19 protein-coding genes are annotated in these 21,563 nt (G+C 37.1%); 7 read left to right on the forward strand and 12 right to left on the reverse strand.

The genetic code is table 11. The features are described 5' to 3' along the window. Positions 1-8: 8 nt before the first annotated feature. Positions 9-920 carry a hypothetical protein gene (locus APF76_16980; GenBank protein ID KUO51183.1) on the reverse strand — a complete coding sequence of 304 codons (912 nt, stop codon included), beginning with the start codon at positions 918-920 and terminating at the stop codon, positions 9-11. A 426-nt stretch (positions 921-1,346) separates the two neighbouring features. On the opposite strand from APF76_16980, the gene APF76_16985 reads away from it, so the two are divergent. Further along, positions 1,347-3,389 (forward strand): thioredoxin, encoded by a 2,043-nt coding sequence (locus APF76_16985; protein ID KUO51184.1) that lies wholly within the window; start codon positions 1,347-1,349, stop codon positions 3,387-3,389. Positions 3,390-3,396: 7 nt separating this feature from the next. Here the strand turns inward: APF76_16985 and APF76_16990 are convergent, their stop codons facing one another. Together APF76_16990 and APF76_16995 are read right to left on the reverse strand one after the other, a co-directional pair. Continuing rightward, positions 3,397-4,179, reverse strand: a complete 783-nt coding sequence (locus APF76_16990; protein ID KUO51185.1) for a hypothetical protein — start codon at positions 4,177-4,179, stop codon at positions 3,397-3,399. Between the two features lie 207 nt (positions 4,180-4,386). Further along, a complete protein-coding gene (locus APF76_16995; protein ID KUO51186.1) occupies positions 4,387-4,848 on the reverse strand; it encodes a hypothetical protein in 462 nt (153 codons plus the stop codon). A 266-nt stretch (positions 4,849-5,114) separates the two neighbouring features. Here APF76_16995 and APF76_17000 point away from each other — a divergent pair, with 266 nt between their 5' ends. After that, positions 5,115-6,392: a hypothetical protein gene (locus APF76_17000; protein KUO51187.1), complete on the forward strand. Its 1,278-nt coding sequence runs from the start codon at positions 5,115-5,117 to the stop codon at positions 6,390-6,392. A gap of 47 nt (positions 6,393-6,439) precedes the next feature. Here APF76_17000 and APF76_17005 read toward each other — a convergent pair whose 3' ends face one another. Further along, positions 6,440-7,237 carry a mechanosensitive ion channel protein MscS gene (locus APF76_17005; protein ID KUO51188.1) on the reverse strand — a complete coding sequence of 266 codons (798 nt, stop codon included), beginning with the start codon at positions 7,235-7,237 and terminating at the stop codon, positions 6,440-6,442. A 166-nt stretch (positions 7,238-7,403) separates the two neighbouring features. Beyond that, a complete protein-coding gene (locus APF76_17010; protein KUO51189.1) occupies positions 7,404-7,991 on the reverse strand; it encodes a superoxide dismutase in 588 nt (195 codons plus the stop codon). A 195-nt stretch (positions 7,992-8,186) separates the two neighbouring features. Here APF76_17010 and APF76_17015 point away from each other — a divergent pair, with 195 nt between their 5' ends. Then, on the forward strand, positions 8,187-8,783 hold the full coding sequence (locus APF76_17015) for a formylmethanofuran dehydrogenase (protein KUO51323.1): 597 nt from the start codon (positions 8,187-8,189) through the stop codon (positions 8,781-8,783). Between the two features lie 54 nt (positions 8,784-8,837). Here the strand turns inward: APF76_17015 and APF76_17020 are convergent, their stop codons facing one another. From APF76_17020 to APF76_17050, 7 genes are all read right to left on the reverse strand, one after another. After that, positions 8,838-9,917: a hypothetical protein gene (locus APF76_17020; GenBank protein ID KUO51190.1), complete on the reverse strand. Its 1,080-nt coding sequence runs from the start codon at positions 9,915-9,917 to the stop codon at positions 8,838-8,840. 57 nt (positions 9,918-9,974) lie between these two features. Beyond that, the gene (locus tag APF76_17025) at positions 9,975-10,640 is read right to left on the reverse strand and encodes a hypothetical protein (protein KUO51191.1); all 666 of its coding nucleotides are present in this window, start codon (positions 10,638-10,640) and stop codon (positions 9,975-9,977) included. Positions 10,641-10,946: 306 nt separating this feature from the next. After that, positions 10,947-12,947, reverse strand: coding sequence for a transketolase (locus APF76_17030; protein KUO51192.1), 2,001 nt, complete (start codon positions 12,945-12,947; stop codon positions 10,947-10,949). A gap of 397 nt (positions 12,948-13,344) precedes the next feature. Continuing rightward, positions 13,345-14,181: a nicotinate-nucleotide pyrophosphorylase gene (locus tag APF76_17035; protein KUO51193.1), complete on the reverse strand. Its 837-nt coding sequence runs from the start codon at positions 14,179-14,181 to the stop codon at positions 13,345-13,347. Positions 14,182-14,198: 17 nt separating this feature from the next. After that, positions 14,199-15,743 (reverse strand): hypothetical protein, encoded by a 1,545-nt coding sequence (locus tag APF76_17040; protein ID KUO51194.1) that lies wholly within the window; start codon positions 15,741-15,743, stop codon positions 14,199-14,201. A gap of 56 nt (positions 15,744-15,799) precedes the next feature. Beyond that, positions 15,800-16,720, reverse strand: a complete 921-nt coding sequence (locus APF76_17045; GenBank protein KUO51195.1) for a quinolinate synthetase — start codon at positions 16,718-16,720, stop codon at positions 15,800-15,802. A gap of 279 nt (positions 16,721-16,999) precedes the next feature. Further along, the gene (locus APF76_17050) at positions 17,000-17,518 is read right to left on the reverse strand and encodes a transcriptional regulator (protein ID KUO51196.1); all 519 of its coding nucleotides are present in this window, start codon (positions 17,516-17,518) and stop codon (positions 17,000-17,002) included. A 170-nt stretch (positions 17,519-17,688) separates the two neighbouring features. On the opposite strand from APF76_17050, the gene APF76_17055 reads away from it, so the two are divergent. Genes APF76_17055 through APF76_17070 form a run of 4 tightly spaced genes read left to right on the forward strand, consistent with a single transcriptional unit; the run spans position 17,689 to position 21,477 of the window. Then, positions 17,689-18,525, forward strand: a complete 837-nt coding sequence (locus tag APF76_17055; protein KUO51197.1) for a hypothetical protein — start codon at positions 17,689-17,691, stop codon at positions 18,523-18,525. Between the two features lie 18 nt (positions 18,526-18,543). Then, on the forward strand, positions 18,544-19,482 hold the full coding sequence (locus APF76_17060; protein ID KUO51198.1) for a hypothetical protein: 939 nt from the start codon (positions 18,544-18,546) through the stop codon (positions 19,480-19,482). Positions 19,483-19,534: 52 nt separating this feature from the next. Then, complete coding sequence (locus APF76_17065; protein ID KUO51199.1) at positions 19,535-20,509, forward strand: peptide ABC transporter ATP-binding protein; 975 nt, start codon at positions 19,535-19,537, stop codon at positions 20,507-20,509. Then, positions 20,506-21,477: a hypothetical protein gene (locus APF76_17070; GenBank protein ID KUO51200.1), complete on the forward strand. Its 972-nt coding sequence runs from the start codon at positions 20,506-20,508 to the stop codon at positions 21,475-21,477. The genes APF76_17065 and APF76_17070 overlap by 4 nt, the downstream gene beginning before the upstream one ends. Positions 21,478-21,563 lie beyond the last annotated feature (86 nt).

Here is a 21,563-nt window from a genome sequence, read left to right on the forward strand (position 1 = left end):
TTTTCCTGTTAAATTGAATTTTCACTTGGTTTTTCTACATTTCTTTTTGTAAAGAAGTCTTGTAGATTGAATAGCCTCCAGATTACAAGAAGTTCCAGCCCAACTCCTACCCAAATGGGTAAAGGTGAAAACCAAGTGACTAGCCAGACTACTCCTACGACTAATCCTGTTAGCCATCTCTTCAATGTTAGTCGGCGAATGAGTAGTGATAATAAAGTTGATATAAAAATCAAAGCAGTTAACACATAAATTACAACCTCTGTGTTTTGATGGGCCATTGGTTCTATTTGATTTTCTACCCGGCCTTTTACGCCTTGCAAAATTTTACGGACTGCAAGATAATCGGTGAATTCCGTGAATAGGTCTAGAGAAAGCAAGCTAGGCTCAGTCCAATGAAAAGACCAGCGAATGCGACTAATTAAACGGGTATGGTCCTTATCTATAGGATATAATGCCCAGATAAAACTGCCTTTTTGTTCTGTTCCAGTCCAAATTATGTGTTGGTTTGGTTCAATATCATAGAAGACCATGCGAGCTACAGAACTAATAGGAACTTCATCTCCAATCTTAAATTGTTGAAACTCTGGCAAGATGCGGTCAGCGCTGTGAATTCCTAATGGACTTCCGAGGTTTTCCACAATATCATAGCCATAATACCCAGCTCGACCATATCCCATTTGTAGTAGCCAAGGCCAGATTTCCTCAGGCGTACCTGAAATGGTAATCGCCCGTGTAGCGAAGAATTCTGGCTGTGGCTCCAAATGATCGCCTGGCATGACCTGTGTAACTTCTTGGTCCGTTGCGCCCCAATTAAGCTGGTAAGGTCGTGCCCAAACCAAATATACAGTCATTATTAAAATGATCAGGGCTAAGGTAGCCAGAACTTTCTTAAATAATTTTGATAAAGAAAAAGAACTCATTACGATTCCCCCTTAAATAAAAATCTTCATGCTTTATTTATAAACCTTTCTAGTGCTTGGGGAACCTCTCGAAAGTAGGGTTTTGCCTTTATCCGAAAGTGGGGTTTTGGAAGGGTATGAAAATAATATTACTTTATTTTGAATAAGAAATATTAAAATTCAATCTGTAAAATCCTTTAATAATCCACTATTAAAAGATACTCATTTTTATAAAGATATTAAAAGAATAATAATTTTAAATAAGTATCATGAATTGAGCTAAGGGATCAAAAAGCACTTCTTAGTGTAGGGGATTACCATAAGAGGTGCTTTATTGCTTGTAAAACACATAGAAACTTAACACTATAACTTAAGAAAATATATTATGATTAAGAGGGAATAATATAGTTTAACGGAATAATATTTATATTAAAGAGGGTGATAAAAATGTCAAATCAAAAAATACCCAATAGATTAGCTAATGAAAAATCTCCATATTTATTACAACATCAATATAATCCTGTAGACTGGTATCCCTGGGGAGAAGAGGCATTTGAAAAGGCCAAAGAGGAAGACAAGCCTGTGTTTCTAAGTATCGGCTACAGCACTTGCCATTGGTGTCATGTGATGGAAAGGGAATCCTTTGAGGATGAAGAGGTAGCAGAGGTTCTAAATAAATATTACATATCAATTAAAGTAGATAGAGAAGAACGGACTGATGTGGATGCAATATATATGGCAGTATGTCAGGCGCTCACGGGTCAGGGAGGTTGGCCGTTAACAATTTTTATGACTCCCGATAAAAAGCCCTTCTTTGCTGGAACTTATTTTCCAAAGGAGAGGAAATATGGCCGTTCTGGGATAATAGAAATATTAGAAGAACTCCAAGATGCATGGGAAAATAAAAGAGATAAGGTACTTAGTGCAGGGGAATCCGTAGTTAAGGGAATTGAGAATAAATACTTTAAAAGTGAAGCTGGAGCAGTTGAGAGAGAGGCTCTTGATCATGCTTACCGTTACTATGAACAGAGTTTTGATTCTATATATGGAGGTTTTGGGGAAGCACCTAAGTTTCCTACACCCCATAACTTGACATTTTTATTACGATATTGGAAGATGTCAGGCAATAAGAAGGCTTTAGATATGGTAGAAAAGACCCTTCAGTCTATGTATCAGGGTGGAATGTATGATCATGTTGGTTGGGGATTTTCTAGATATTCCACAGATAAAAAGTGGCTAGTACCACATTTTGAGAAGATGCTCTATGACAATGCCCTCTTAGCCATAGCATATCTAGAATGCTATCAAGCTACTCAAAATGAGTTTTATGCAAGGGTTGCTAGAGAGATATTTTCATATGTTTTACGGGATATGACTTCAGAGGAAGGTGGTTTCTTTTCTGCAGAGGATGCAGATTCAGAAGGTGTAGAAGGTAAGTTTTATGTTTGGTCTCTTGATGAGGTTTTTGATGTGCTGGGTAGGGAAAGTGGAAAAGCATTTTGCCAGACATTTGATATTTCTAATGCAGGTAACTTTGAAGGAGAAAACATTCCTAATATTATTGGAAAAGACTTAAATACTGGGCAGGATCTAAAAAATGAAAGAGAAAAACTCTTTTTACACCGAGAAAAAAGAATACATCCTCTAAAGGATGACAAAATACTAACCGCCTGGAATGGTTTAATGATAGCTGCCTTGGCCACAGGTGCAAGGGTATTAGGTGATAAAAAGTATGCAAAAGCAGCAGAGAATGCCGCAGAATTTGTAAATACTAAACTAAGAAGAGAAGATGGAAGATTATTTGCTCGTTATAGAGATGGTGAAACTGCACATCTGGCCTATGTGGATGATTATGCATTTTTTATATGGGGTTTAATTGAGCTCTATCAAACCTCCTATAATCCAAAGTATTTGGCTTTATCTCTAGAGTTTCATCAGGATATGGTAGATTTGTTCTGGGATGAAAAAGAAGGTGGCTTGTATTTATACGGTCATGATGGAGAAAAACTTATTACAAAACCTAAGGAGCTATATGATGGCGCCGTACCTTCAGGAAACTCAGTAGCTGCACTAAACTTTCTAAGATTGGCTGACCTTACAGGTGATGAAAAGATTGCAGAGCTTGCTGATAAGCAATTAAATGCATTCGGGGGTACTGTAAGTCAATCACCTCCGGGATATGCTTATTTTCTAATGGCAGTCTATTTTGCAGAAAATCCAACAACTGAAATTAATATTATTGGTGACCTTAATAAGAAAGAAACAAGTGATATGTTGGACATTATAAATAAGGGATTCAATCCAGAAAGGCTTGTTGCAGTTAAAATGCCTGGTTCCTCGGGTGAGGAAATTTGCAGGCTTATTCCAATTATTAAAGAAAGAGATACAGTAGATGGGAAAACTACCGCTTATATATGTGAAAATTTTTCTTGTCAACCGCCTACAACGGATATTAAAAAGTTGGAAATATTACTGGGGAAGAAGAGCTGATGCAACATCACTCTTCACTTACCTCAGGGATATTCCTTTTAGCACTAAATTTCCAGACCATAGTAAAGCCTAATGCAAAAAGCAGTAAATAAACGGGTTCAAAAGAAGACGGTAGTAGTCCCTTTGAGGACCCTATAATCAGTCCGGCAAAAAAGTAGGAAATTAACATTTTATGGTTAGTATAGATAATATTCAGGGTATTGGCCAAAAGAAAAATTCCCAGTATGCTTCCTATACCAAACATCGAAAGATTAAATAAGTTAAGTTCTGCTATAGAAAAAAGAATTACATCGTATACTCCAAATATTATAAGGATAGAACTCCCAGGAATTCCTGGAATCATCATGGCTGCAGTTGCCAGGGCACCTCCTATAACAAGTAAAAACCAGTTAATATTTAAGTCAAGATTAATAGCGCCGATATCTTCAAAAACTAGAACATAACCAATAACTATTCCCAAAACAACAGCCAAAGCCGTAGAAGTCAAACTCTTCTTATCAGGTTTTGGACAGGATTCAACAACAGGCTTTACTGATGCTAGAAGTAACCCAAGAAGAAATACAACAGTGGCATCTCGATGAAGTTCAAAGAATAAACTGAAGCCTAAACCACCTAAATAGACGCCCAGTAATAACCCAAGTCCCATGGGTAAATATGGTTTAAGATTAAACTTGGATAAATCTCTCATCAACTGTTCATAAATACCAAAAATTAAAAATACTGTTCCGCCACTCATCCCTGGCAAAACTATGATAAAACCTAGCAGCAATCCCTGAATAGCCATTTTCATAATAATGATCTCCTAGTTATGCGAAATTAAGTAGCAATATTTTAAATGCCTGCATAATTATAGCATATTTTTCAAGCTTTTATTAATATTGACGTATTGATTTGATTTGAAACATTTTACATATTAATTATAGTGATTCAAAAATCCCCTGAAAATTTTTCACAGGGGATTTAAACATATCCTAGTCAACTTATTTAAATACCTTTATTATACGGCTTCCTTCTTATTTAGACGCCTTTGGAAGAACATAAATATGGGGAATGGAATGACTATCCAACCAAAACTCTTAATTAGATTGTTTTGTGCCCTGCTAATTTGGCGTTCTTTTTCTGAAGATACCATAGCATCATATTTCTCTCTTAACTCTTCCGCAGAAAGGCTAGCTTCTTCTGAGACTTCACCATCTGGATAAGGTTTATCTGCACCCCAGCGTTGAAATTCTTCAAAGGATTGGTAATATGGAGCTGGAGCAACTATATCGGCAACTGCCATAAAGGCTGCTACACTTCCACCAATGGTCATCATTAAAGTTGCAAACAGTACCAAATAAATATACACATTTTTAATCACATTTTCTCCTCCTTTTTCTTGGTCAAATTTTACTCCAACTACTAGAAGTACAATTAGGGCGACAATTAGTACTGGAACAATAAGTAATATAATACTCATTTCTTTCTCAACTCCCGTGTTAGTTTTCCTGTGAATAGTATTTAATTTAATAATACACTAATTTCAGGATTAATGTGCACTTTAAAATAAAGCATATCAGTTATCCTATATATATAGACGAAAGTATCTCTAAAGAGTTTCAAACAGATAGATAAAAAATTTGGTTTTACTAGTATCATTTGCAAAAGTCAAGTTATGAGCTATATAATGCTATAGAGATTAAGAATCTGTTTATGTCTTTCTAACAAAGGAAAGGATTTGATGAATTGAATGATCAATTCCGGGCTCTGGATACTATGAATTCTCTAATGCCTGGACCTATACAGTTTCATGAACGAATTGAAGTTATAGATATAATACGTGGTTTTGCTCTTTTAGGGATACTAATTGTAAATATGGCTTTTTTCAGTTATCCAATTATGTATTTGGAACTATTGGGTCAAGAAATGTGGACAGTCTTCTTGGATAAAGCTGTTTTGGGAGTGATTAGCCTTTTTATTGAAGGAAAATTTTATTCCATGTTTTCTTTTCTTTTTGGACTTGGTTTTGTAATTTTTATGGAACGGGCAAAGGTAAGGAGTGCTAAACCATTACTACTTTTTTATAGAAGGATATTTATATTACTTATTATAGGTCTATTTCATGCCTTTTTTATCTGGTTCGGGGATATTCTCGTTTCGTACGCAATACTGGGATTTTTATTACCCCTATTCTTTAACCGTAAACCTAAAACCATACTCACCTGGGTTGTAATATTCTTTACTATTGCAGTACTACCTACAGCTTTAACGCTGTTATCTACAATCTCTGTAGATGATGTAGCTTACGCTGTATACATGCAGGAGTTTTTTACAAACATTGAGATGAAAGTAGAAAGCTCCATTTATGCTTATGGTCAAGGTACCTTCGGTGAACTAATGGCCCAGCGTGTGGAGGATACCCTCTTCACTTATAACTATCTCATCTTTGTCTTACCTTTGATATTTCCCATGTTTTTGTTGGGTCTTTACGGCGGTAAAAAAAGAATCTTTCAGGATATTAAGCATAATTTGCCATTTATAAAGAGGGTTTGGAAGTGGAGCTTAGTTATTGGTTTTAGCATGAGTATCATAAACTATCTTAGCGGGCTGCAAGTAGATCTAAGGTCTACTGGATCGATATACGATTTGATAAATATGGGTTCCAGGGTTTTAGCAGATCCGGGATTAAGTATTTTCTATATGTCATCAATTGTATTGCTATGTCAGAATAAAGACTGGATACAAAAATTAAGGCCATTGGCAAATGTAGGTAGAATGGCATTGAGCAATTATCTGTTCCAATCAATTGTTTGTACAACAATTTTCTATAGCTATGGGTTGGGTCTATATGGTAAAGTTGGACCGGCTGCTGGGTTAGTTTTTACTCTCATAATCTTTGCTACGCAGATTTTTATAAGCAGACTGTGGCTGAATAAATATAGATTTGGTCCTATAGAATGGCTATGGAGGACTTTAACTTACGGCAAGCTACAGAAGATGACCATAACAGAAAAAATGTCTTAAAAAGGTAACCTTAGCTAGGCTTATCTGTCTAAGACATTATCATTGTGCTATTTACTCATATGGATATCCATCTGAGGATATGGGATGTTAATTCCTTCTTTATCAAACTCATGTTTAGCCGCTTCTAGAATGTCGAAATAGATTGACCAATAATCATCTTTTTCACACCATAATCTCATGTAGAAGATAACAGCATTGTCACCATGTTCTCCTAGTACTATTTGCACGGGAGGGTCTTTTAGGACAAGAGGATTATTTTCTGCTATTTTTCTTAAGACCATTTTTACCTTTTTAATATCATCCTGATAACCGACACCGAATGTAAAGTCAACTCTTCTAGTTGGGTTTGAACTATAGTTTAATGTACTACTGTTTGATAAATTTGCATTAGGAATTATAACCCTTTTGTTATCTGGCGTATTTAAAATAGTATGGAAGATTTGAATCTCCTTTACAGTACCTGAGTAACCAACCACTTCAATGTAATCCCCAACCTTAAATGGTTTTAAAAGAAGAATTAAAACTCCCCCAGCAAAATTAGCCAGACTACCCTGGAGAGCAAGCCCAACAGCAAAGGCTCCAGCACCAATAACTGCTATAAAAGAAGTCATCTCTATTCCTATCATGGAAGCAATAGAAATTACAAGTAGAATCTGCAATGATACTTTAACAATTGAAACTAAGAAAGGTTTTAATGCCTGATCAATTTCAATCTTTTCAAATCTTTTGGAGATTGTATTTACTAGCATCTTAATTATCTTCAAACCGACAATGAGAAATAATAATGCTAGCAAAAGGCTTGCACCATAGCTAATGAGTTTTTCATAAATTATTTCAATATTCATTGTGAAATTTCCTCCAGTTTTAAATGTATCTTATCACAGGGTTATTTACTTAACAATAGGCTTATGTTTTCCACTAATACTATATGGATAATATTAATGGAAGTGAAAACCTGGAGACAATTCATCCAGGTTTTTGCAGTAGATTTGGAATTCTAGATAGCTATTTTTACTTAGCTAATCTATTATTTACATCTTCCCAGTTCACCAGGTTCCACCAAGCTTCTATCCAAGCAGGCCTTTTATTCTGATACTTTAAATAATACGCATGCTCCCAGACGTCACAAACTAGTAAAGGAACTGCTCCCCAGATGGTTAAATCCTGATGCTTTTCAGCTGCCATTATTTCTAGCTTATTTCCATGAGGATTCCAGGCTAAAACACCCCAACCAGACCCTTCAACTGTAGCTGCAACAGATGTAAAATGTTTTTTAAAGGCTTCAAAGCTACCAAAGTCTTTTTCTATTTGTGAAGCAATTTTTCCGGTTGGATTCCCGCCACCGTTAGGAGACATATTGTTCCAAAACAGGGTGTGCAGTACATGGCCCGATCCATGAAAAGCCAATTCCCTCTCCCAATGCTTAATCAATCCGAAATCTCCTGTCTCTCGTGCTTCGGCAAGTTTTGATATTGCATTATTTAGTCCATCGACATAAGATTTATGATGTGCATCATGGTGAAGCTTTAGTGTTTGTTCATCATTATGAGGTTCAAGGGCATCATATGCATACGGTAGTACTGGAAGTTCATACTTCATAAATATCACTCCTAAGATAATTTTTCTACATATTACAATAGTTTTATATTGAACTATATAACCCTTTTTTAAACTAGCTATCTTCATTAAATCTTCAAGATTGAATAAGTTTTTTCCTTATTGATAATTATGAAATATCAATGTTAAATGGTAAAATGGGGTTATAAAGGAAGGTGATAGGTTGTGAGTTCAACAATAAACATTAATGAACTATGGAAAAAAGCAGTAGACTTTCATGGACATTCTTGTCCGGGTCTTGCCTATGGAGTAAGGGCAAGTGCAATTGCTCTAGAAAATCTTGCGTCTGGGCGTGCAGCTGATGAGGAAATGGTTGCTATAGTGGAAACAGATTCTTGTAGCGTTGATGGTATACAAGCATTAACAGGTTGCACTTTAGGAAAAGGTAATTTAATTTTTAAGGACCATGGTAAATCCGCATTTACTTTTGTGTTACGAAGTAATGGAAAAGCTATCAGAATTATTATGGGTGCAGGAGAAGCCCATAGGCCAGATGATGCCTTAAGGGAAAAGGTAATGACAGGCAAGGCCTCTCAAATGGAGAAACAGCTTTTTCAAGAAATGAAAGAAAAGAGGATTCAGCATATTCTTAAAGGACCCCAAGAGGAGATCTGTAGTATCAATTGGGTTAATGTAAAGTTGCCAGAAAAGGCCCGTATTTTCAAATCAATTCTCTGTGATAAATGTGGGGAGCATTTTATGGAACCAAGAGGAAGGCTGGAAGATGGAAAAATTGTCTGCTTAGACTGTTTTAATGAGTATAAGAGGAGCTAGTAGATAGAAAGGGGGGATTCATTATTGAACTGCCCTCTTTCTATGTCTACAGAACTACTGTTTCATTCTTTTACAAACATCGGCCATTACAATAAAGTTATCTACAGTTTTAGGCATGAAGAGACCAGATGCAGTACCGCCTAAAATATAACCTCCACCTTTACCTGCAGCTTTAATACATTCTAAGCTAAGTTTTTCTACCTCTTCCGTAGAGGCTTTGGAAAGTACATTCATATCATCAATGTTGCCAACAAGGCACATTTTATTTCCAAGTCGTTCCTTCAGAACATGAAGATCAACATCACCTAAGGGGGGAGCTTCTAGCGGATCCAGAGCATCTGGGCCAATTTCAATAATGTCATCAATAACATCCATCATTTTATCATGCATATGCATATAGGCAATTCCACCACATTCATGAATTGTATCTACCAGTTTTTTGTCATACTTAACAATAATGTCCTTGAAGAATCTAGGTGGTAATACTCTAGGCGACGCATACTCTGCTCCAATTATTCTCCAAACCTTAACTCCCAGCTTACTTGCATTTTTTATTACATCACAAGCTCTTTCCACCAGAGCATCTTGTAATTGAATAATCAGTTCTGTATTGCTATATGTCTGAATTAAATTTTGTTCAGTTCCAAAGTAGTACGCAGGACAATAGAAAGGATTTGATATTTCTCCTAGCACAAGTCCTTCGGTACCAATATAGTTTTCCCACTTATAAAAGTTTTCCATTGGTGGATTAAGAGGCTTATAAGGAATAGAAAGGAATTTTTCCACATCTGAGGGATCTTTAAAAAGGTGTTCAAGATACCAATCAATATGGTCTCCAGTTGGTTTTATGGTTGCAGTTAGTTCTCCCTTGGGAGTTTGTATTACTTCTCTAATATTACCATCTGAAGTAGAAAATCTTTTGAAAACATTATGCAATTCACCCCCAACCCAGGTTTCGGCCTTGGTGCCTGTACGTACTGCCACCATAATATCAGTATTTGCTACAAGCCTATCAGCATAATCCTTTGGTGCAAGCCCAAACCAGGCATCAAAAACAAAAGGTGAACATGGTATTCTGTCAGTCTCCATAAGCTGTAAGGTTCTTAAAACTCTTTCTCTTGATGTTAACTTCATTAAATATTACCTCCTTGGTTAATTATGGTATGTTTGTTTCCCGAGAGCTAACTCATTTCACCCTTGCATACAGGACATGAGCAATTTCTTAGCATTAGTCAGATGATCTTCCATTGCGGTATATGCCTTCCAAGGCTGAGCACTTCTGATGTTTTGATAAATATCATTATGTTCTTTTATTGTACTATCCATTCTACCTTCCATTTTCAACGTGTCCATACACAATCTTTCAACACGGCTTCTGATATCTTCAAAGTTTTCAATGAACTTGTTATTGTCGATATAGTTTATAATTTCTCTGTGAAATAATTCGTCCATCTCCATAAACTCATATTTATACTCAGGATTAGCTAATTCTTTCTGTTTGTCAATTAAATTTCCTAGATGAGATATGAGTTTTTGAGCGGCCTGTGTATTCGATTCTTTGGCTAAAGTTATAACACAAAAACCTTCTAGGGCTAGACGAATCTGAAAGGTCTTCTCGATATCAGACAAAGAAATTTCTTTTACAACAATTCCCTTGCAAGGAAGAGTTTCAAGTAAACCCTCTCGCCTAATTTGTAGAATTGCTTCCCTGACAGGTGTTCGTGATACCCCTAGGAAATCTGCAAACCATTGCTCTGAATAAGTTTTACCAACTTCTATTTCGCCAGTGAGGATTGCTTTTTTTAAATAAATGTATACTTGATCTTTCAAGGTAGTTTTTGTTATTAATTTATCCAAAATAACCACCTCCTTATTGTGCAGTATACTGCATGGTGCACACTACTGTCAATGGGTTCTTGCATCTATAAGTGGGGTTTTAAGTGCCATCAAAAGCAGAAAGGTGAGCCTATACTGATGAATGCATAGGATTTAGAGAGTTAGAAGATATATAATTATTAGCTGAAATAGAATTTAAAAAACTCCCCTTTGGTAACAGATTATATTATTTAACCTGTCTACCTTAAGGGGAGCATATCAAAAAGGGGAGTTATATCAAAATGGGGAGCTATATCAAAATGTAAAAAATACTAAGGGGTAATATATTTAGCTCTGCATGTTCTTCATCAATCCAACCACTTTTTCAACAATATTATCTACAGAAAAACCCATATTCTCTAGTACTATTTTACCCGGCGCAGATGCTCCAAAGCTTTCAATGCCTATTATACAGCCCTTATCACCGACAAATTCTCTCCATCCAAGAGGGCTTCCAGCTTCAACGGATATCCTCCTGGTTACTGAGCTTGGGATGATACCTTCTCTATACTCGAATGGCTGCCTTTTAAACACTTCCCAGCTAATCATACTGACAACTCTTGTATCAATCTTTTGGATCCATAGTTCTTTTTGAGCATTCAGGGCTAAGGGCACCTCTGATCCACTTGCGAGAATAATGACTTCTGGGTTCCTACCTTTTTCCATTCCAATAACATATGCACCCTTTTGTGCTTCTATAGAACTATTTTCTAAAATGGGTAAATTTTGTCTAGTAAGTACTATGGCTGTAGGCCCATTCTTTCTTTTTAGAGCTGCCAACCAAGCTGCAGTTGTTTCCTTTGCATCACAAGGCCGGAATACCTGGATATTTGGAATTGCCCGCAAAGCTATCAAGTGTTCAATTGGTTGATGGGTAGGACCATCCTCCCCAACTGCTAGAGAATCATGTGTAAAAACATAAATTACAGGCAGACCCATAAGGGCTGCAAGCCTTATGGAAGGTTTCATATAATCAAAAAACACAAAGAAGGTGGATCCAAAAACCCTAAATCCTCCATGTAGAGCAATTCCATTAAGGATTCCTGCCATTGCGTGTTCTCTAATGCCAAAAAACAAGTTATTGCCATCAGGTGTATCAGCTTGAAAGTCACCCATATTTTTCAAGTAGGTTTTAGTTGAAGCATTAAGATCTGCTGAACCACCAACCAGGTTTGGCAGATATTTCGTGAGCTTATTCATTACCTGACCCGAAGCACTACGTGTGGCAATTGGCTTATCATCGAAATTCCACAAGTCATCATCCTCTAATAATTGAGTAGGAAGTTCATCACAATGCCAATCATCCCATTTGCTTGCTAGCTGTGGATATGCCTTTTTGTAGTTAGTAAATAACTTTTCCCATACCTTAGACTTGGTATTAAGCTTATTAATAATCTGTGAAAAATGCTTTTTTACTTCCTCAGGTACATGGAATTCTTCACTATACTCCCAGCCTAAATTCTCTTTTAGGGCAGCTACTTCATCCTTCCCAAGGGGAGCTCCATGGGAAGCGGCCTTGCCCTGCTTATTAGGGCTTCCATAGCCAATGATAGTCTTTAAAATGATAATAGTTGGCTTATCAGTAGCTGTTTTTGCCTTTTCTAATGCAGCCAGTATTGCTTCCGTGTCGTTACCGTCAGTAACCTCTATAACCTGCCAACCAAAGGCTTGGTATCGCATACCAACATCCTCGGTAAAGGTTTGAGCGGTATCACCATCTATTGTGATGTCATTGTCATCATAGATACAGATGAGCTTTCCTAGCTTTAGGTGTCCAGCTAATGAAGCTGCCTCTGAACTAATGCCTTCCATCATATCTCCATCGCTTGCAAAGATATATGTAAAATGATCCACAATATTGTGCCCTTCACGATTGAACTCAGCAGCTAATCTTTTTTCGGCAATGGCCATACCAACACCATTGGCAAAACCCTGTCCTAATGGACCAGTTGTAGTTTCTACTCCTACTGTATGGCCGTATTCTGGATGGCCTGGTGTATCACTTCCCCATTGTCTGAAAGACTTAATGTCATCCATAGATAATCCATAGTCAAATAAATGTAGAAGACAGTAAAGAAGTATGGAGCCATGGCCTGCTGAGAGAATAAATCTGTCTCTATTAGGCCATCTAGGATTAACGGGATTATGCTTTAATACTTGAGACCACAATACATAGGCCGCTGGTGCTAAACCAAGGGGAAGTCCTGGGTGTCCTGAATTTGCCTTTTCAACTGCTTCAGCAGACAATACCCTGATGGTATTTATTGTAAGTTCTTTAATGCTTGTCATATCTATCTACCTCCTCATAGGGGAAAATTAAGTTCTATTGCTATTATACACATATATGATAAGATTTCCAAAATGATGGAGATTTACCCGATGGCTAACTACCACTAAGACTCCCACCTCTTGCTTTGCACTGGTATTTCTACGCATTGCAAAAATCACAATGCTAGAACTACTGGCGGCTCTGCACTAGTATTTCTACGTATCGTAAAAAACACAATACTAGAACTACTGGCGTAGTGGGAGATAAGTGGTACTAAGCCCCTGGATAACGGTTTCTAATATTCAGATGAAGTCATTCAGTAAAACTTAGTTCAGGTGACTGTCCCTGAACTCTAGTTGAACTAATCCTGTGGGAAACTCCACCTGAATAAAGAATCCTGTTTATAAGGTTTGAGTTCTAGGATAACTCTAGACTAATGTCAAGGGCTTTTACTGAATGGGTGAGGTCGCCAACAGAGATTATATTTACTCCTGTTGCTGCAATTTCCTTAATACTATCCAGAGTTATTCCTCCAGAAGCTTCTATTATTGCTTGATCCTTTACTAGCTCTACAGCTTTAACCATCATTTCTGGAGACATATTGTCCAGCATGATAATGTCTACTTTATTGTCGAGAGCTTCTTGAACCATCTTAAGATCTTCCGTTTCTACCTCGATTTTAATGGTAAATGGAAGCTTTTCTTTTAAAATGCTAATTGCTTTTGTGATGCTGCCTGCTGCTTTTAAGTGGTTATCCTTAAGCATTACTGCATCATAAAGCCCGAAGCGATGATTGCTTCCGCCACCGACTCTTACTGCATATTTATCTAATATTCTCAAACCAGGGGCAGTTTTTCTTGTATCAACGATTCTTACCGGATAACCTTTAACCTTTTTAACATAGCTATGGGTTTTAGTTGCTATACCAGAAAGACGTTGTAAAAAGTTTAATGCTACTCGTTCACCTGTTAAGATAGCTGGTAGTGAACCAGAGATGTAGACTAGTTTCATTCCATTCTGTACCTTGTCTCCATCCTTTACTATTTCTTCCCATGCTATATTTGGGGAAAGGGTCTTAAAAACAGTCTCAGCTACTGTAAGTCCCGCAATAATTCCGTCATCCTTTGCCAAGAAATAACCCTTGGCCTGAATATCATGCGAAAATAAATTATCAGTAGTAAGATCACCATGTCCAATATCCTCTACAAGCGCCTGGGTAACTAATTTTTGTAATTGAGATAGGTTTATTTCCATTTAAAAAGATACCTCCTCTATGAAGATTTGTCCTTAGGTAAAGAATTGGTTCTGTAGTGTGCACCACAGCTAATATTTCTTGCCATTGCAGCTTGAGTAACCATATATGATACAATTACTTTATTTTGAAACTCAATGCCTTCTTTAGACTGTAAATCATGGTCAAGAAAGGGAAAAACCATCTGTAATAAATTTAGATGCTTCTTTAAATCCTGAGCATCTCGAATTATACCTACATTTTCCTGCATGGATTGTTTTAAAAGCTTGTCATACTCCTGCGAATCTAGTTTTTTTGTTTTTTGTTTGGTATAGTTCAGAGATTCTATATTGCTCTTATCATAAGATGTATCCTCAAGGGAGGCTGCTTTAGCTGTTCTGTAACCGAAAACAAGACCCTCTAACAACGAATTGCTAGCAAGTCTATTTGCACCGTGTACTCCAGTACATGCCACTTCACCACATGCATATAGTCCACTAATATTTGTTCTTCCCCATGTATCAGTTTTTACACCTCCCATTAGGTAATGTGCACCAGGTGTAACGGGTATCATGTCTGAACTGGGGTCTATCCCAAGACTAGTGCATGTGTTATAAATAGTGGGAAAACGACTTTTGAAAAAGTTTTTTGCAAATCCTGTTGCGTCCAAATAGACCTGTGAAGATGATTCCAGCATTTGAGTAAATATAGCCCTGGTAACAATATCTCTAGGAGCTAAATCTGCTAGGGGATGAAATTTAGGCATGAACCTTTCACCATTATGATTGCGAAGCACAGCACCTTCACCACGAACTGCTTCAGAAATAAGAAAGCCACGCAACTTTTCACTATTTAACATAGTTGGGTGAAACTGAACAAACTCCATGTCAGCAACCCTAGCCCCTATTCTTACTGACATTGCTATGCCATCACCTGTAACTCCTGGTGCATTTGTAGTTTTTTCATATAATTGACCTATTCCACCGGTTGCTAGAATAACAGCTCTTGCATAGATTACATTAGGCTGGTGCTCCTGTGTGAGAACAAGTACCCCTAAACATTTATTTGCCTGGGAGATTAAATCCACAGCCATAGTATTTTTTAATATTTCCACATTAGCTTTATTCTGTAGTTGTTCTGATAAAACTTTACATACGACCTTTCCTGTTGCATCCCCCCCTGCATGAAGGATACGAGGTATTCCGTGAGCACCTTCTTGAGTGAGAGATATTTTTTTGCTACTTCTATCAAAGGGAACTCCCATTTTTAACAAATTTTGTATATGAACAGGTCCTTCTTCCACAAGTGTTTTAACTGCTTTTATATCACAAAGGCCTGCTCCAGCACTAAGAGTATCCTTTAGATGCAGAGTTGGGCTATCTTTTTCGTCAATCGCAGCAGCAATACCTCCTTGGGCATATATGGAATTTCCTGCAGGAAAATTATCCTTGGAGATTAGTAAAACCCGCCCGTGCTCAGATAGGTGCAGGGCAGAATACATTCCAGCTATTCCAGTACCAATAATAATGAAATCAAAACAAAGGTGTGTTTTACAATCAAAGTTGATTAAATATCTAGGAAACAAATAAACCACTCCTATTTAGATGCTTTTACTATTTACGTTAGGGAGGTGAGTCTTTTTTAGTTATGACCTGATGCAATTGTAAGCATCTTTTCAAGAGTCCCACATGCAGCCTTTCTAATGGAATTATCTACTTTTATCTGTGGTTCCAAGGTTTCTAGAGCATCCTTTATTTTTGGAAGGGTGGTCATCTTCATATTTGGACAGATAAGCCCCTGTGACAATAAATAAAACTGCTTATCAGGATTTTCCTTTTTTAAGCGATAAAGCATTCCCATTTCAGTTCCTATAATAAATTTTTTTGCCTTAGATTCCTTGGAAAAACGCAAAATTTCCGAAGTGCTGCCAACATGATCTGCAAGTGCTACTACTTCTGGTTGGCATTCTGGATGAACGACAATGATTCCATCAGGATGATGCAGGCGAACCTTTCTTACATCATCTACAGTTACTCTATGGTGAGTAATACAATACCCATCCCATGGGATTATTTCCTTCTCGGTTTTTAAGGCAACATAGCTAGCCAAATTCCTGTCGGGAACAAAGAGTACCTGTTTTTGTTCTAGTGAATTTACAATTTTGACAGCATTTGAAGAAGTACAGCAAATATCACTTTCAGCTTTTACTTCAGCTGACGAATTGACATAACACACAACAGCGGCTTCTGGATATTCTTTCTTCTTTTCAAGCAAGGTTTTAGAAGTGATAGTATCCGCCAATGGACATCCGGCATTCTTTTCAGGCAGCAATACAATCTTATCTGGGGACAATATGGCGGCACTTTCAGCCATAAATTGAACACCACAAAAAACAATAACCTCTGCATCTGTTGATGCAGCAAGCTTACTTAAGCCAAAGGAATCCCCAGTATAGTCAGCAATCTCTTGAACCTCGTCTATCTGATAGTTATGGGCCAGGATTATAGCGTTGCGTTGCTTTTTCAAATTTTTTATCTCTGCAATAGTATCAATTAAATTCATTAATCAGTAATCTCCTCTCTTATATGTGCTAACATGCATAGACAGATGTCTTGTCAGGTGCTGTCAAAAAAATTTTAACCTATACAGCAATCCCCGTCAATTATAACTATTACTTTTATCATGCACTTATTTTAAGGGTTCCACCTCTTGCTCTGCACTGGTATTTCTACGCATTGCAAAAATCACAATGCTAGAACTACTGGCGTAGGTGGGATGTTCTAATCAGGTGGAGTAGAGTCTCCATCTGATTCCCGATGTTTCAGTATAGCTGAAACGAGTTCACTGTTTTAGTAACAAGCCTGCTTTGTCTAGCTCCCTTTCAATATGGATAAAAACCTCTTCACTAGAAGCTTCAACAGTATGAAGATGTATTCCGTGGGTTAAAGCAGAAAGGGGTTTAGAATTAGAATTTTTGATATTATTAATAAATATTGAAATACCTCTGCGGGAGCTAAGCATAAGTATTCCCCTTAGTTCTCCATATACAGGATGCTCAACAATAACATCTAAAACCTTGCCTCCGGCATCTACCATTATTTCAAGTTCCTGAGGCATTTCTTCTGAAGTATGGCAGGTAGCAAAGGTTTTTCTATAAGGGGTAGAGGTTAATGCTTGCATTAAAAGGTAGCCTTGGGGTGTAGCTAATATTTGTTCACCACTAGCCCTTAATATGGAAATGTCTTGAACTATAATCTGCCGACTGACGTATAGCCTGGTTGCAAGCTCAGAACCTGCAATTGGTTGGTCAGTTGTTTTTAGAATGGCCAAAATATTTTCTCTGCGGTTGATAGGATTCATCCAAATTATCTCCTTCCGTATTCTTAACTACTTGATACCATTTTCAGATACTATTTGAATTACATTTACAGGAAAATAGCAGTAGATTGTAGAAAGATATTCCTTTGTAGTATATTATACACTTATCCATGATTTTTTCTATAAGCACAGTAAAAGAAGGATTGAATTAAATGGTTAAATATTGTGAACTTGAAGTAAAAGACGCACTTCATAGGTTGACTAGGAGGGGATTACCCTATAAATACGATCTTAATATCTATAGAGGCTGTTCCCATGGATGCAAATATTGCTATGGTGTGAAAAGTCACTCCTATCTAAATAGTGAAAGTTTTCAGGATGAGATTTTTGTGAAGACTAATATCTCTGATAGGTTAGAGGAGACTTTAGCAAGTACAACATGGGTAGGAGAAACCATTAACTTCGGAGGGGTTTGTGATAGTTATCAGGAAGGGGAAAGGCAATTTAAATTAATGCCGGATTTGTTACGGCTTATGATTAAGTACAAGAATCCTATAGTTATAAGTACTAAATCGGATCTGATTATGCGGGATATTGACTTAATAGCCGAGCTAGCTGAGGTCACAACCGTTAAGCTTGCAATATGTATTACTTCAATTGACAAAGAAGTATCAAAAAGGGTGGAGCCGGGTGCATCCCTTCCGCGAGAAAGGTATATTGCACTTAAGGAGCTTAGCAAAACAAAGGCAAGGGTAGGGCTGCATTTTTTCCCCATACTTCCATTTTTATCAGATGACGAAGAGAGTCTTGAAAAGATGGTAAAGGCAGGCGCTAATTCTGGTGCTGATTATATTATGTGCTGCATGTTGTATATGTCTGGAGGGATTAGAAAAAGATATTTGGATTTTATTCAAAAAGAATACCCTGAGTACTATGGGGGATATCTAGGGTTATATAATAAAGGTAGTGCAAATAAGGAATATAAAGCTAAAATACATGGCTTTTTAAAAAATATGAAGAGCAAATATAGGATAGATAAAAGTTATTGAAGTAAGGGGATAGACTTGGTGAAATTAAAATTTCTTGGGACTACAGATCCTTTGGCATATTTGTGTTATTTTATTATGTGTATTGTGTGGGGTTCTACATACTTAGCAATCAAATTAGGAATTGACGATTTACCTCCTGCATTATTTGCAGGTATTCGTTTTACTACTGTAGGCATAATTATGTTTATTTATGCTAGACTAAAAGGTTTAAAAATGCCAGCTAACTTCCAGGACTTTAAAAGATCAGCCATAACTGGCTTGTTTTTACTTACTGGGGCAGCTGGGTTTGTGTTTTGGTCACAACAGTACATTGCTACAAGCCTGACTGCAATAATACTTGCGACTTCAGTACTGTTTACTGCTTTAATTGACAGCTTCTTGCCAGGGGGTAATAGGGTTGGCAAGCGGGGATGGCTAGGTCTGATTTGCGGTTTTTTAGGGGTAGCTATTCTTTTTTCCCCGGAGTTAGAATTTGGTAATACTAGTTTACCCGGTCTCTTTGGGGCGCTTTCTTCCTCACTTTGCTGGGCAGTAGGGTCATTATATTCAGTACGAAGGCCACCGTCTTGCTCAACTATATCTAATATTGCTGTACAATCGTTAGCAGGAGGTGTTGCTCTATTAGTTCTTGGATTACTGGCAGGGGAGCTTGTTAGTGTTAAGATTACTCCAATAGGCATGGCAGCTTTATTATACTTAATTATCTTTGGCTCTATAATTGCATATAGTGCCTATATTTATATATTAAAGGTTGTTCCTCCATACAAGGCTGTAACTTATACTTATATTAATCCAATAGTTGCAATAATTCTTGGTTTCTTGGTTTTAAATGAATCTCTACACATAGAAATGGCCATTGGTGCAGTAGTAATTATAGGTGGAGTTATCTTAGTCCAGTCAGATATAATACCTGTTCATGACGATATAAATGTACAAGAGACTGATATACCAAGCTAGGATAGTTACGCATGGTTGGTGCGTGAAGGTACAATTATCTGGAGGTATGATTATGGGAGCTAACCTACTTGAAGTAAATAATCTAAGTGCTGGATTCTCTACAAACAAAGGCAACTTTCAGGTGTTAACTGAGATTTCTTTTACCCTTAAAGCTGGAGAAGCCTTAGGTATAGTTGGTGAGAGTGGTTGTGGTAAAAGTGTAACAGCTCTCTCAATCATGGGCTTACTACCATATTTGGGAAAAGTAACCCAGGGAAACATATATTTTGAAGGTAATGATCTTCTAACACTTAAAGATAAGGAAATGCAAAAAATCCGCGGAAATAATATTGCAATGATATTTCAAGATCCCATTACAGCTCTAAATCCTGTCCATACCATAGGTGATCAGATAGCTGAAGCAATCATGATACATAAAAAAGTAAGTAAAAAAGCTGCTATGGTACAAGCGATAGATGCTTTAAGATTAGTTATGATACCAATGCCAGAATTAAGACTGAAGGAATATTCATATCAAATGTCGGGCGGTATGAGCCAGCGGATTATGATTGCCATGGCTTTATCCTGTAATCCAAGAATCCTCTTGGCGGATGAGCCGACAGCTGCACTTGATGTTACAACACAATCTCAGATTATTGACTTAATGATAAAGGCAAAGGAAGAACTAGGAACAGCAATTATCTTTATTTCCCACAACTTAGGAGTAATAGCAGAGATGGCACAGAGGGTTGCTGTAATGTATGCAGGCCGAATTGTTGAATTAAGTTATTCTAGCGATATCTTTGAAGATGCACTTCATCCATATACAGAAGGCCTTTTAAAATCAATGCCTGGTATTCACAATGGGGGAAAAGAAAAACTGCATGTGATTAATGGTAGTGTACCACACCCAATGAACATGCCAGCAGGCTGTCCATTTCACCCTCGTTGTCCCTATATGCTAGATATTTGTAAGGAGAGAACACCTAATCTAGTAGCTGTAACCAGGGAGCATTATGTTAGTTGTTGGAAGGTGGATGCAAAATGAGCCAACCCCTAGTAAAAGTACAAAATCTTAAAAAGTATTTTCCAATTGGCGGGGGATTATTCAATCATAAAAAACATACGCTTAAAGCAGTAGATGATGTAAGTTTTTCTGTAGAAGAAGGGGAAACCTTTGGTATTGTTGGAGAAAGTGGTTGTGGCAAGAGCACCCTTGGCAGAATCGTGTTACGCTTACTAGAACCTACCGATGGGCACATTTATTTCGAAAATGAGGATATAACCCAACTTTCTAAGGATGAATTAAGACAGCTCCGTAGGAATATGCAAATGATCTTTCAAGATCCCTATGGTTCATTAAATAGTAGAATGACTGTTTCTTACATTATTAGAGAACCTCTGATAGTCCATGAAATAGGTGATCGTAAGGAGCAGGAACAGAAGGTTCAAAAGCTTCTTGAAGTGGTAGGTTTAAATAGTACATATGCAAAAAAATTGCCCCATGAGCTTAGTAGTGGCCAGCGTCAGCGGATCGGTATTGCAAGAGCACTTGCTATAAACCCCAAACTGATAATATGTGATGAGCCAGTTTCTGCTTTAGATGCTTCTATTCAATCCCAGGTATTAAATTTACTCCAGGAATTACAAAAAGAATTTAATTTAACATATATTTTTATTTCCCATGATCTAGGGGTTGTAAGATATATAAGTGATAAGGTTGCAGTAATGTACCTTGGGAAACTAGTAGAACTTTCAGACAAGGATAATATATATCAAAATCCGCTACATCCCTATACAAAGGCACTTCTTTCGGCTATTCCTGTACCAAAAATAAATGGAAAAAAAGAAAGGATTATCTTAAAATGGGATGTTCCAAATCTAGTGAACCCACCATCAGGGTGTAGATTTTCCACAAGGTGTCAGCTAGTTCAAGAAAAATGTAAGCAGATTGAACCAAAGTTTAGCATGGTTGGTGATAAACACTTTGTGGCTTGTCATTTGGTAAATAACTGAAGTCGGAAGTCAGAAGCCAGAAGTTAGAAGTCAGAAGTCAGGAGTCAAGGAGTCAGGATAAAACCTTTATCCTTTAGAATTAATGT

The organism is Desulfitibacter sp. BRH_c19, from assembly GCA_001515945.1.
Lineage (GTDB): Bacteria > Bacillota > DSM-16504 > Desulfitibacterales > Desulfitibacteraceae > Desulfitibacter.